Source organism: Actinomycetospora chlora, assembly GCF_039542135.1.
Lineage (GTDB): Bacteria > Actinomycetota > Actinomycetes > Mycobacteriales > Pseudonocardiaceae > Actinomycetospora > Actinomycetospora chlora.
In genome coordinates this window covers 40,433-52,600 of the sequence record NZ_BAABHO010000047.1, presented here as the reverse complement: position 1 = coordinate 52,600, position 12,168 = coordinate 40,433, and the positions used below count along the sequence as shown (strand labels likewise).

General features: G+C 76.7%; 14 protein-coding genes and 1 pseudogene. 11 read left to right on the top strand and 4 right to left on the bottom strand.

All coding sequences use genetic code 11. The features are described 5' to 3' along the window. From ABD994_RS23905 to ABD994_RS23870, 8 genes and pseudogenes are all read left to right on the top strand, one after another. A pseudogene (locus tag ABD994_RS23905) lies at positions 1–247 on the top strand (8-amino-7-oxononanoate synthase); the annotation flags it as partial. Positions 248–397: 150 nt separating this feature from the next. Beyond that, on the top strand, positions 398–1,270 hold the full coding sequence (locus tag ABD994_RS23900) for an STAS domain-containing protein (protein ID WP_345421289.1): 873 nt from the start codon (positions 398–400) through the stop codon (positions 1,268–1,270). Beyond that, on the top strand, positions 1,267–2,163 hold the full coding sequence (locus ABD994_RS23895) for a hypothetical protein (RefSeq protein WP_345421286.1): 897 nt from the start codon (positions 1,267–1,269) through the stop codon (positions 2,161–2,163). The genes ABD994_RS23900 and ABD994_RS23895 overlap by 4 nt, the downstream gene beginning before the upstream one ends. A 14-nt stretch (positions 2,164–2,177) precedes the next feature. Next, on the top strand, positions 2,178–2,888 hold the full coding sequence (bioD, locus tag ABD994_RS23890) for a dethiobiotin synthase (protein ID WP_345421283.1): 711 nt from the start codon (positions 2,178–2,180) through the stop codon (positions 2,886–2,888). A 46-nt stretch (positions 2,889–2,934) separates the two neighbouring features. Next, positions 2,935–3,969 carry a biotin synthase BioB gene (bioB, locus tag ABD994_RS23885; protein ID WP_345421280.1) on the top strand — a complete coding sequence of 345 codons (1,035 nt, stop codon included), beginning with the start codon at positions 2,935–2,937 and terminating at the stop codon, positions 3,967–3,969. Next, entirely contained in the window at positions 3,966–4,220 is a 255-nt protein-coding gene (bsaP, locus tag ABD994_RS23880; RefSeq protein ID WP_345421277.1) for a biotin synthase auxiliary protein BsaP, read from the top strand. The genes bioB and bsaP overlap by 4 nt, the downstream gene beginning before the upstream one ends. Next, complete coding sequence (locus ABD994_RS23875; RefSeq protein WP_345421274.1) at positions 4,217–4,852, top strand: DUF2567 domain-containing protein; 636 nt, start codon at positions 4,217–4,219, stop codon at positions 4,850–4,852. The genes bsaP and ABD994_RS23875 overlap by 4 nt, the downstream gene beginning before the upstream one ends. Continuing rightward, positions 4,849–5,910: a M20 family metallopeptidase gene (locus ABD994_RS23870; RefSeq protein ID WP_345421271.1), complete on the top strand. Its 1,062-nt coding sequence runs from the start codon at positions 4,849–4,851 to the stop codon at positions 5,908–5,910. The genes ABD994_RS23875 and ABD994_RS23870 overlap by 4 nt, the downstream gene beginning before the upstream one ends. 6 nt (positions 5,911–5,916) lie before the next feature. On the opposite strand, the gene ABD994_RS23865 is transcribed toward ABD994_RS23870, so the two are convergent. The 4 genes from ABD994_RS23865 to ABD994_RS23850 all read right to left on the bottom strand — a co-directional run bounded on the left by ABD994_RS23865 (position 5,917) and on the right by ABD994_RS23850 (position 8,439). After that, complete coding sequence (locus ABD994_RS23865; RefSeq protein ID WP_345421268.1) at positions 5,917–6,342, bottom strand: ester cyclase; 426 nt, start codon at positions 6,340–6,342, stop codon at positions 5,917–5,919. A gap of 160 nt (positions 6,343–6,502) precedes the next feature. Further along, entirely contained in the window at positions 6,503–6,967 is a 465-nt protein-coding gene (locus tag ABD994_RS23860; RefSeq protein WP_345421264.1) for a DUF3237 domain-containing protein, read from the bottom strand. Between the two features lie 2 nt (positions 6,968–6,969). Beyond that, positions 6,970–7,680 carry an LON peptidase substrate-binding domain-containing protein gene (locus ABD994_RS23855; RefSeq protein ID WP_345421261.1) on the bottom strand — a complete coding sequence of 237 codons (711 nt, stop codon included), beginning with the start codon at positions 7,678–7,680 and terminating at the stop codon, positions 6,970–6,972. A gap of 60 nt (positions 7,681–7,740) precedes the next feature. Then, positions 7,741–8,439, bottom strand: coding sequence for an NUDIX hydrolase (locus ABD994_RS23850; protein WP_345421258.1), 699 nt, complete (start codon positions 8,437–8,439; stop codon positions 7,741–7,743). Between the two features lie 226 nt (positions 8,440–8,665). Between ABD994_RS23850 and nadA the strand changes: the two genes are divergently transcribed. From nadA to nadC, 3 genes are read left to right on the top strand one after another with little or no spacing between them, the layout of a single operon-like run. Continuing rightward, positions 8,666–9,670 carry a quinolinate synthase NadA gene (nadA, locus tag ABD994_RS23845; RefSeq protein WP_345421255.1) on the top strand — a complete coding sequence of 335 codons (1,005 nt, stop codon included), beginning with the start codon at positions 8,666–8,668 and terminating at the stop codon, positions 9,668–9,670. Further along, positions 9,667–11,274, top strand: coding sequence for an L-aspartate oxidase (gene nadB / locus ABD994_RS23840; RefSeq protein WP_345421252.1), 1,608 nt, complete (start codon positions 9,667–9,669; stop codon positions 11,272–11,274). Before nadA ends, nadB begins: the two co-directional genes overlap by 4 nt. Next, positions 11,271–12,143 carry a carboxylating nicotinate-nucleotide diphosphorylase gene (nadC, locus tag ABD994_RS23835; RefSeq protein ID WP_345421249.1) on the top strand — a complete coding sequence of 291 codons (873 nt, stop codon included), beginning with the start codon at positions 11,271–11,273 and terminating at the stop codon, positions 12,141–12,143. Before nadB ends, nadC begins: the two co-directional genes overlap by 4 nt. Positions 12,144–12,168 lie beyond the last annotated feature (25 nt).

The following is a 12,168-nucleotide window of genomic DNA, read 5'->3' as shown; positions in this document are numbered from 1 at the left end:
CGGCCTGGACGTGCCGGCGCCGACGGCCGCGGTGGTGCCGGTGGTGCTCGGCGAGCCCGAGCCGGCGCTGGCCGCCGCGGCGGGCTGCGCTGAGCACGGCGTGCGCGCCGGCTGCTTCCGCCCGCCGTCGGTGCCCGCGGGTACCTCGCGCCTGCGCCTGACCGCGCGTGCCGACCTCACCGCCGACGACCTCGCGCTGGTCGACCAGGTGCTGCACAAGGTGCTCGGCCCGATCGTCGGCGCCTGAGCCCCCGACCGGCCGACGTCACACGCCACCGACCGGGCGTGCGCCCGCTGCGCCGAACTACGCAGCGTCGAACGACTCGTCACCCACCGTGTCAGCGCGGTAAGCTCCGTCCCCGCTTCGGGAGCCGCCCGGCGCGTTCGGGGAGGTGGCGTGACTCCGCTGCTGCCCGTGCGTCCGGATCTCGACGGCGCCACGCCCCACACGTTGCTCGTGGCCGACACGGTCGAGCAGGGCCGGCGCGGCACGGCGTCGTGGGTGGAGCGCGAGCTCGCCCACGGTTCGAAGGTCTACTACAAGGGCTGGCTGCACGAGGGGCAGCGGCTCGACCAGCACTGGATCACCGGACCGGCCGGCCCGCGCGGCGCCCGCGACGCCCTCGCGTCGGGCCAGCTCGAGTTCCTCGACTTCCTGAGCCTCATCGAGCGCTACGGCGCCACCAGCGACGGCGTCCTCACGCTCTACCGCAGCGAGGTCGAGCGCGCCCTCGAGGACATGTGGCCGACGGTCGCGATGACCCAGGAGAGCCCCGAGCTCCCGATGGCCGAGGCCGCCCAGGTCGCCGAGTACACGACCTGGGAGACCGGGTTCGACGGGCTGACCCAGCGGTGGCCGGTCCGGATGCTCTGCCAGCTCACCGTGCCCGTCGAGAACGAGACCGCGGTGTGGGAGACGGTCGCGGTGCACCACCGCGACGTCGTCGACGGGTTCTGGGCGGCCAGCGGGTGCGGCGACCGGTGGCGGCCCCACGGCGACCTCGACGCCCACGTCGCCCGCCGCTTCGGCGCCGCGGTCAACGGCGCGCTGCGGGCGGCCCGCGAGCGCGAGGACGGCCCGGACCTGCACCTCGACCTGACCGCCATCGACTTCATGGACGTGGCCTGCGCGGAGATCCTCATGCTGGCCGCGCGCTCCGCGCCGGACGGGCAGCAGATGGTGCTGCACGGCGGCCACCGGTTCCTGCGCCGCCTGTTCGACGCCGTCGGCCGCCCCCCGTCGGTGCGCGAGAGCGAGGACGTGTCGTGACCGGGCCGGCGCCGGAGGGCCTGGTCCACCTCGGGCTCGTGTACGACGGTCCGGACGACCTCGTGCGGCAGGCCGTGCCCGAGCTGCGGCGCCGGATCGCCGCCGGCGACGCCGTGTCCGTCACCGCCGACCGCGCCACGGTGCGCCGGGTCCGCGAGGAGCTCGGCCCGGCGGGGGAGCGCGTCGAGTACCCGCCGCCGTCGACGACGGTGACGCCGTCGGAGCCGGCGTTCCTCGCCACCGTGCGCGGCTGGGCCGGGTCGGGGCGGCGCACGACGGTGCTCGGCTGCTGCCCGGCGTCGATGTCCGCCGCCGAGTGCGGGTTCGGCGAGGACGCCCTCAACGCCGTGCTCGGCGACCTGCCGCTGACGCTGATCTGCTGCTGCCGCCGCGACCTCGACCCGGGCCTGCTCGCCGTCGCCCGCCGCACGCACCCGCTGCTCGCCACCCCGATCGGCACCACCGACAACCCCGACTACCGCGCCCCGGCCACCGCGTGCCCGGCGCCGGCCGCGCTGTGGGGCGCGGTCGCCGGCCGGGTCGACCTCGACGGCACCGGGGACCTCGCGGAGCTGCGCCGCTGCGTCGCCGCCGCCGCCGGCCGGACGGGGCTCGAGGGCGACGCCGTGCGCGCCGCGGTGCTCGCCGTGCACGAGGCGGCCGTGCTCGCCGTGCGCCGCCGCGACCCGGACGGGCCGGGCCTGGTCGTCGAGATCCGGGCCGAGCCCGGCCGCTCGCTCTTCTCCGAGATCGTGGGGCCGCGCGCGCCGCTGGACGACCACCTCGACGGCCACCACACCGACCCCCTCGGCCGGCTCCGGCCGTTCTGCACCGAGGCGCTGGTGCTCGACGACGCCGAGCACCGGGCGGTCCGGGTGCTGTCGACGATGTGACAGGCTCGCCGCCCGTGCGGACCTTGATCGTGACGGGGACGGGCACGGACGTCGGCAAGACCGTCGTGGTCGCCGCGATCGCGGCCCTGGCCCGTGCGGCGGGGGAGCGCGTCACCGTCGTCAAGCCCGCGCAGACGGGCGTGGCCCCCGGCGAGGACGGCGACCTGGCCGCGGTCGTCCGCCTGGCCGGGCCGGTGGACACGCTCGAGCTCGCCCGCTTCCCCGACCCCCTCGCGCCCGCGACGGCGGCCCGCCGGGCCGGGGCGACGCCGCTGACGGCCGCCGAGGTCGTCGCGGCCGTGCGCGCCCTCGACACCGACCTGGCGATCGTCGAGGGCGCGGGCGGGCTGCTCGTCCGCCTCAACGACGGCACCGACACCCACCCACCCCAGACCCTCGCCGACGTCGCCGCCGCCCTCGACGCGCCCGTCGTGGTCGTCGCGAGCGCCGGGCTCGGCGTGCTCAACACCGCCGCGCTGACGGCCGAGGCGCTGGCCCGCCGCGGGATCCCGCTGGCCGGCACCGTCGTCGGCGCCTACCCGGCGCAGCCCGACCTCGCCGAGCGGACCAACCTCGACGACCTCCCCGTCGTCACCGGTGCCCCCCTGCTGGGGGTGCTGCCGGGCGGGCTCGGGACGGCGTCGCCGGCGGCGCTCCTCGACGCCGCGCGGTGTGGCCTGGGTCCCGTCCTGGGCGGTCGGTGGTCCCCGGACCGCGCGTCGTGAGGCACACTGCGGCGAGCCCGAACAACCCCGACGAAGGGAGCCCTGCGTGACGGCCGTGGATCGCGGAGCGACCGCTCCGGAGACCGGCGAGGACGTCCTCGCCGTGGCCCGCGAGCAGGTCCTGGAACGCGGGGAGGGCCTGACGCAGGAGCAGGTGCTGGCCGTCCTGCAGCTGCCCACCGAGCGCCTCCCGGAGGCGCTGGCGCTCGCGCACGAGGTGCGGATGCGCTGGTGCGGGCCCGAGGTCGAGGTCGAGGGCATCGTCTCGCTGAAGACCGGCGGGTGCCCCGAGGACTGCCACTTCTGCTCGCAGTCGGGGCTGTTCGAGTCGCCGGTGCGCGCCGCGTGGCTCGACAAGGACCGCCTCGTCGAGGCCGCCAAGCAGACGGCGAAGACCGGCGCGACGGAGTTCTGCATCGTCGCCGCCGTGCGCGGACCCGACGCGAAGCTCATGGAGCAGGTGCGCGCGGGCATCGCCGCGATCCGCGCCGAGGTCGACATCAACGTCGCCTGCTCGCTGGGGATGCTGACCCAGGCCCAGGTCGACGAGCTCGCCGCGATGGGCGTGCACCGCTACAACCACAACCTCGAGACCGCCCGCAGCCACTTCCCGGAGGTCGTCACCACGCACTCCTGGGAGGAGCGCTGGGACACCCTGCAGATGGTGCGCGCGGCGGGGATGGAGGTGTGCTGCGGCGGCATCGTCGGCATGGGCGAGACGCTCGAGCAGCGCGCCGAGTTCGCGGTGCAGCTCGCCGAGCTCGAGCCCGACGAGGTGCCGCTGAACTTCCTCATCCCCAACCCGGGGACGCCGTTCGCGCACCTCGAGGTACCGCAGGGGGCCGACGCGCTGATGACCGTCGCCGCGTTCCGGCTCGCGCTGCCGCGCACCGTGCTGCGCTTCGCCGGCGGCCGGGAGCTCACGCTCGGCGACCTCGGCGCGGAGCAGGGCATGCTCGGCGGGGTCAACGCGATCATCGTCGGCAACTACCTGACCAACCTCGGGCGCCCGGCCGAGCAGGACCTCGACATGCTCGAGACCCTCAAGATGCCGATCAAGGCCCTGAACGACACGCTGTGAGCGCCGTCCTCGAGCCGACCGACGAGCCCGGCGGGCCCGACGGGACCGCGGCCTACTGCGCCTGGTGCGGCGGCGCGCGGGCCGAGGGCGACCACGCGGCGTGCGAGCGCCGGCTGGCCACCGTCGACCCGCCGCGGCACTGCCCGGTCTGCGCCCGGCGCATGGTCGTGCAGGTCGATCCCGTGGGCTGGACCGCCCGCTGCAGCCGGCACGGGGAGTCGGCCGGGACGAACGGGTTCTCGACACCGTGACGACGACGGTCGACGACGACTTCCTGCCCACCGAGCGGCCCGGGCGGCTCGTGCGGGAGGAGCTGCGCGAGGACGTCCCGGCCGCGCTGCGCTACGCCGCGATCCTCGTGGTGGTCGGGCTCCCGCTCGGCGCGCTGTGGGCGCTGCTCGCGCCCGTCGTGCACGTCGTCGCGCTGCCCGGGGCGGGCACCGGGTCGCCGGCGGGGGAGGCCGACCACGCCTTCGACGCGGTGGCGATCCACATCCTGCTCGTGGCGTCCTTCGGCGTGATCGCGGGCGCCGTGGCGTGGCGCCGTCGCCACCGGCGCGGGCCGGTGATGCTCGTCGCGCTGGTGGTGGGGACGCTCGTGGGCGGCTGGGTCGCCGGGCGGGTGGGCGCGCTGCTGGCGTGGGCGGCCTCGCCGGTCCCGGTGCTCGTCGACCCGTCGGCGCTGGGCAGCGCGGGCGCGCCCGGCGCGCCGCTGCCGGCCGTGCTGACGAGCCTGCCGCCGTCGCCGGGGCCCTGGTGGATCGCGCTCGTCGCCGGGCTCGGCGGGGCGCTGGCCTACGTGCTCGCCGCGATCGTCGACGGGCACGAGGACATGAGCCGGGACGACGGGCTGTCATCCCCGGGGCATCCCGGTCAGGCATGAGCGCCCTCGACCTCGCCGCCGAGCTCGTCCGCCTCGACACCCGCGGCGGCGGGGAGCGGGCCGCGGCGGACCTGCTCGCCGGCCGCCTCGACGACGCCGGGCTCGCCGTGACCGTGCACGAGACCCGGGCCGGCCGCGCGAACCTCGTCGCCCGGCACGGCGACGACACCCCGGTGACGCTCACCGGGCACCTGGACACCGTGCCCGCCGACGCGGCGGTGTGGTCGTTCGACCCGCTGGCCGGCGACGTCGTCGACGGGCGACTGCGCGGCCGGGGCAGCAGCGACATGAAGGCCGGGGTGGCCGCCGCGGTCGTCGCGGCGGCCGACCACGTCCGCGCGGGCGGTCGCGGCGTGCAGGTCGTGCTCACGTTCGGCGAGGAGACCGGCTGCGAGGGCGCCCGCGAGATCCCGGCCGGGACGCTCGCGCCCTCGCGGACGCTGCTCGTCGCCGAGCCGACCGCGAACCACGTCGTCCTGGGCCACAAGGGCGTGCTCTGGCTCGCGCTGCGGGCCACGGGCGTCCCGGCGCACGGGTCGCGCCCCGACCTCGGCCACAACGCGCTGGTCGACCTCGCCCGGGCCGCCGTGCGCGTCCACGAGCACGACGCCTGGCCCACGAGCCCGACCCACGGCGCCACCACCGCGAACGTCGGCATGATGCGTGCGGGTGTCCAGCCCAACGTCGTGCCCGACCGCGCCGAGCTCACCGTCGACCTGCGCCTCGTCCCGGGCGACACCCCCGACGCGGCCGAGGCCACCGTCGTCGACCTGGCCGGCGTCGCGGTCGAGACCGAGCGCCTCGTCGAGCTGCCGCTGATCGACACCGACCCGGCCCGCGTCGCCCGGGTCGTGGAGCTGCTCGGCGGGGGAACGCCCCGGTACGCCACCTACTTCACCGACGCGAGCGTCCTCGCCGCCGCGCTCGGGGACGCCGACACCGTCGTCTTCGGGCCCGGCGACCCCGAGCAGGCCCACGTCACCGACGAGACCGCGCCGGCCGGCCTCGTCGAGCCCGCCGCGGACGCGTTCCGGCGGGTGCTCGCCGCGCTGACCTAGGCGGGCTCACCCGACCGGCGCCGCCACGACCCCGAGCTGGGTCATCAGCTCGACCTGGTCGAAGTACAGCGCGAAGTCGGTGAACCGCTCGCCGTCGTTGTCGCCGATGTTGATGAAGGGGACGCTCACGCGGCGGCCGGTGGCCGGGAGATCCCCGCCCGGCGCGTGCAGCGTCTCGGTGTGGGTGCCCTCGAACACCGCCTCGAGCGCGCCGCTGGTGCCCCCGTCGACCAGCCGCAGGATGCGGCACCGGTTGTCGGGGAAGGCCTCCTGCCACAGGCGGTAGAACATCGTCACGATCTCCGGCCCGGAGCCGCCGACGCCGCCCGGCGCCCTCAGCGTCGCGTCCTCCCCGAAGAGGGCGCACCACCCGGCCCGGTCCTTGTCGTTCCAGCGCTCGAGGCTCAGTTCCATCAGTGCCCGCGTGTCCATGGGTGCTCCTCGGTCCTCGGACGGCGGCCCCGTCGGTCGCCGTCGGGGGAGTGCAGGATCGGGGCGCCGCGTCACCAGCGGGTACAGCGCGGGCCGAGGTTGGGTCTCGTCACTCACGGGGTCCGGACGGCCACGGCTCGGGTCCGGGCGAGGGCGACGGTCAGGTGAGCGTGTAGGCGTCGTACACCACGGCCGACGGGGTGCGTCGCGCCGCCGCGACCGTCAGCACCCGCGTCATCCAGCGGTACCGCGGCGCGGACGTCTCGAACGTCGCGGAGACCCGGAAGTAGTACGTCGCCGGGTCGACGTCCTCGCCGCGGGCCAGCGCGTCGAGCACCGCGGCCGGGCCGGCGCGCACGCCGGCGGTGCGGATGTGCACGAGCGCGCCGTCGTCGGCCCGCCACGTGTAGCGGGTGTCGACGACGACCGCGCCGTCGTCGTGGACCACCTGCCAGTCGGCGCCGCCCGGGACGACCACGCCCGAGAAGCGCTCACCGCGCACGGTGCCGCCGGTGATCGGGACGATGCGCCGGTGACCGGCGTCGGTGGTGCCGAGGTCCATCACCTCGCCGAGCTCGACCTCGACGTGGGCGAGGAACTCCAGGGCGGGGACGGGCAGGTCCATCGCTAGTTCAGGCTGTGCTCGACCGCGAACTTCACGCTCGGCGCCCACACCGCGCGCAGCTCGCCGAGCAGCACGGCCTCCCGCGTCATCGAGCGCCGGATGAGCTGCAGGCGTTCCATCGGGCAGGTCTGCTCGAGCAGCTCCTGGCGGTCCGAGAGCGGCAGCAGGCAGTCGCCGGCGAGGATGTGGGCGAGCTCGGGGCCGGCGACACCCGACGCCGCCTCCTCGGTGAGCTCGGCGGGCATCTCCCCGTCGCCGCCGCCCTGCTGGCGCCAGGCCGTCGTGCAGTAGCGGCGGTGGGCCGCCCGGGCGGCCATCGCGAGCGGCGCGAGGTCGCTCTCCTCGTCGCCCTCGTCGTCGGGCACCCACTCGACGTTGGCGACGAGGTACGGGGCCGCCGTCTCGTCGACGTCGAGGAGGCGGAACCGGCGGTCGCCGGTGGTCTGGATGTCGAAGCGGCCGTCGGGCAGGCGCCGCACCTCGCGCAGCGTCGCCGTGCAGCCGACGTCGTGCAGGCCGTCGCGGCCGTCGTCGGGGCTCCAGCCCTCCCGCACGGCGACCACGCCGAACTGCTTGCCGGGCAGCGTGCCCGTTACCAGGTCGATCGTCAGCTGGCGGTAGCGGGGCTCGAAGATGTGCAGCGGCAGCGACGCGCCCGGCAGCAGCACGGTCCCCAGGGGGAACAGGGGCAGCGTCTCGACCACGGCGCTCACGCTACGACCCCGAGGCGTACCCCGCCGGGTGGACGGCGACGCGCGGAACGGCCGGGCCGGTCAGCCGCCGTCGCCCGGTGGGCGCAGCGCGGCGAACGGGTCGGTGACGCGCAGGGCGTGCTCGCAGAACCGGAACGTCGCGGCCGGGCGGCCACCGGCGGGGCCGGGGGCGGCGGTCGCGCCGGTCGGGACGAGCACGCCGCGGCGGGTCAGGACGCGCTGGAGGTTGGTCGCCGAGACGCGGTGGCCGAGCGCCGCGGCGTAGAGGTCGCGCAGCTCGGAGACGGTGAACGTCGCCGGCGCGAGCGCGAACCCGATGTTGGTGTACGAGAGCTTGGCGCGCAGGCGGTCGAGCCCGTCGCGGGTGATGACGCCGTGGTCGAACGCCGTGGGCGGCAGCGCGTCCACGCGGTGCCAGGCGGTGTCGTCGGGGACCGCCGGATCGGCGTCGGTGGGCACGAGTCCGAGGAACGCCGTCGCGACGCGCCGCGGCGGCGGGCCGCGGTGGGGGTCGGAGAAGACGCCGAGCTGCTCGACGTGCGCGACCTCGGCGAGGTCGACCTTCTCGGCCAGGTGGCGGCGCACCGAGGCCTCGACGTCCTCGTCGGGCCCGAGGCGCCCGGCCGGGAGCGACCAGCGCCCGGCCTGCGGCTCCCGCGCCCGCTGCCAGAGCAGCACGCTCGGCACGGCCTCGGTGATGCGCAGGACGACGGCGAGCACGTCGTGCGCGTACGTCCCCGCCTCGCCGCTGCTCTCCACGGAGAGTGATCGTAGGCGGTGTCAGCGGTGGGGCCCCGCTGACGTTCAGTGTCCGCAACGCCACTCAGTCGCCGGCGCGTCCGTGGTGCTCGCCACCCGCCGTGACGGAGACCTGGCGCGAGGGCCCGGGGGCCGGGTACGGTCGGCCATGTTTTCGACCAAGAGGCGAAAACTACCGAGACCGGTCGCCCTCGACGCCGAGGGGCTGCCGGGGGAGGAGACGGCGATGACCGTCACCGCAGCCACGGACCTCGTCGAGCCGCTGACCGCGGGCCCGGGCTGGGCCGAGGAGATCCGCCGGCTCGCCCGGGAGCGCGACGCCGTGGTGCTCGCGCACAACTACCAGCGTCCCGAGATCCAGGACGTCGCCGACCACACCGGCGACTCGCTGGCCCTGAGCCGCATCGCCGCCGCCAGCGACGCGAGCACGATCGTCTTCTGCGGCGTCCACTTCATGGCCGAGACCGCGAAGATCCTCGCGCCGGACAAGACCGTGCTCATCCCCGACGCCCGCGCCGGCTGCAGCCTCGCCGACTCGATCACCGCCGACGAGCTGCGCGTCTGGAAGGCCGAACACCCCGGGGCCGTCGTGGTCAGCTACGTCAACACCACCGCCGCGGTGAAGGCCGAGACCGACGTCTGCTGCACGTCGTCCAACGCCGTCGAGGTCGTGCGCTCGATCCCGGCGGACCGCGAGATCCTCTTCCTCCCCGATCAGTTCCTCGGCGCCCACGTGAGACGGGAGACCGGCCGGGAGAACCTGCACGTCTGGGCCGGCGAGTGCCACGTCCACGCCGGCATCAACGGCGCCGAGCTCACCGCCCGCGCGCAGGCCGACCCGGAGGCGGACCTGTTCGTCCACCCCGAGTGCGGCTGCGCGACCAGCGCGCTCTACCTCGCCGGCGCGGGCGCGGTGCCCGCCGACCAGGTCCACATCCTGTCCACCGGCGGGATGCTCGACGCCGCCAAGAACACCACCAGGCGCAGCGTCCTCGTCGCCACCGAGGTGGGGATGCTCCACCAGCTGCGCCGGGCCAACCCCGACGTCGACTTCCGACCCGTCAACGACCGCGCGTCGTGCGGGTACATGAAGATGATCACGCCGGGCGCGCTGACGCGGGCGCTGGTGGAGGGCCGCGACGAGGTCCACGTCGACGCCGACACCGCCGCCCGTGCCCGCGGCGCCGTCCAGCGGATGATCGAGATCGGGCGGCCCGGGGGTGGGGAGTGACCGCCTGGGAGGTGACGGCCGACCTCGTCGTCGTCGGCTCCGGCGTCGCCGGGCTGACCGCCGCGCTGGAGGCCGCGCGCGCCGGGCTGCGGGTCGTCGTCGTGACCAAGGACGCGCCCGAGGAGGGCAGCACCCGCTGGGCCCAGGGCGGGATCGCGGTCGTGGTGGGTGACGGTGTCTCGGAGGAGCAGGGCGACAGCGTCGCCACCCACCTCGCCGACACGGTCGCCGCGGGCGGCGGGCTCGTCGACGCCGGCGCGGCGGGGACGATCCTCGCCGCGGTGCGGGCCGCCGTCGCCGCGCTGCGCGCCGCGGGCGCGGTCTTCGACGGCGAGCCGGGGGAGCTCGCCCGCGGCCGCGAGGTCGTGCTGTCGGCGTTCCGCGTCGTGCACGCGGGCGGCGACGCGACCGGCGCGGAGGTCGAGCGCGCCCTCGTCGCCGCGGCCCGGCGTGCCGAGCTGACGGTGCTCGCCGGCCACGCCGCGGTCGCCGTGCTGACGGGTGCCGACGGTGCCGTGCGGGGCCTGGAGGTCCGGGACGGCGCGGGCACGGTCGGGCGCGTGGCCGCGCCTGCGGTGCTGCTCGCGACCGGGGGCGTCGGCGGGCTCTACGAGACCACCACCAACCCGGCGGTCGCGACGGCCGACGGCTGGTCGCTCGCGCTGCGGGCCGGCGCGGCGCTCGCCGACGTCGAGTTCGTGCAGTTCCACCCCACCGCCCTCTTCACCGGCCCGGCCGCCACGGGCCGGGCGCCGCTGGTCACCGAGGCCCTGCGCGGCGCGGGGGCGGTCCTGCGCGACACCGCGGGCCGGTCGGTGACGGCGGGGGTCCACCCGCTCGGCGACCTCGCGCCCCGCGACGTCGTCGCCGCGGCGATCACCCGTCGGATCGGCGAGCTCGGTGCCGGGCACGTCTGGCTCGACGCCACCGGGGTCCCCGACGTCGCCGCGCGCTTCCCGACCGTCGCCGCCTCCTGCGCCGCGATCGGGGTCGATCTCGCCCGCGACCCGGTGCCCGTCCGGCCCGCCGCGCACTACTCCTGCGGCGGCGTCGTCACCGACACCCGCGGCCGGACCGGCGTCGCGGGCCTGTGGGCGGCCGGCGAGGTCGCGCGCACCGGGCTGCACGGCGCCAACCGGCTGGCGTCGAACAGCCTGCTCGAGGGCCTGGTCGTGGGCCGGCAGGCGGCCGCGGACGTGCTCGAGGCGCTGGCCGGGCCCCGCCGCCTCGCCCCGGCCGCCGATCCCGCGCCGGTGCCGGTGCCGGTGGCCGACCGCCCGGTGCTCCAGGCCGCGATGACCCGGGGCGCGGCGATCGGCCGCGACGCCGCGGGCCTGGCCGCCGCCTCCGACGCGATCGAGGCCGCGAGCGCCCTGCGGGTGCCCCGCTCCCGGGCCCAGGTCGAGGACGCGGCGCTCACCCTCGCTGCGCACGCCCTGCTGGCCGCGGCCGGGTCGCGCACCGAGACCCGCGGCTGCCACGTCCGCCACGACCACCCGACCACCGACGACCACTGGCAGCGCGCGTCGAGCACCGTCGTCCTCGACGGTGACGGCCGCCTCCACGTCGGCGTCACCGACGCCCGCCACGGAGGTGCGGCATGACCGTCACGACGCTGCCGGCGACCCTCGACCCCGCCGAGGTCGACGCCGTCGTCGCCCGGGCCCTCGACGAGGACCTGCGCGACGGCCCGGACGTCACGACGACGGCCTGCGTGCCCGAGGGCGCCGTGGCCGTCGGCGAGTTCCGCACCCGCCCCGCCGGGACGCTCGCGGGCGTCGGCGTCGCGGTCCGCGTGCTCGAGCGGGTCTGCGGGCCCGAGCTGGAGATCCTCGACGCCCGGCGTGACGGCGACCGGCTCGCGGCCGGCGACGTCGCCCTGGCCGTCCGGGCGCCGCTGCGCACCCTGCTCACCGCCGAGCGCACGGCGCTCAACCTGCTCGGGCAGCTCTCGGGGGTCGCGACGGCGACGGCGGCGTGGGTCGACGCCGTCGCCGGCACGCAGGCGCGCATCCGCGACACCCGCAAGACCGTGCCCGGGATGCGCGCGCTGCAGAAGTACGCGGTGCGCTGCGGCGGCGGGGTCAACCACCGGATGTCCCTGGGCGACGCGATCCTCATCAAGGACAACCACGTCGCGGCCGCCGGCTCGGTGACCGCGGCCCTCACCGCCGCCCGCGCGGCGGCGCCACACCTGCCGTGCGAGGTCGAGGTGGACTCGGTCGAGCAGCTCGAGGAGGCGCTGGGGCTCGGGGTCGAGCTGGTGCTGCTCGACAACTTCACCCCGGCGCGAACGGCCGACGCGGTGGCCCGCCGCGACGCCCGCGCGCCCGGCACCGGCCTCGAGGTCTCCGGCGGCCTGACGATCGACACCGCCGCGGCCCACGCCGCCGCGGGCGTCGACTACCTCGCGGTCGGCGCCCTCACCCACTCGGCCCCGGTCCTCGACCTCGGGCTCGACCTCCGTCCGTGAGTGGTTCCGTGGCCCATGGCCCACG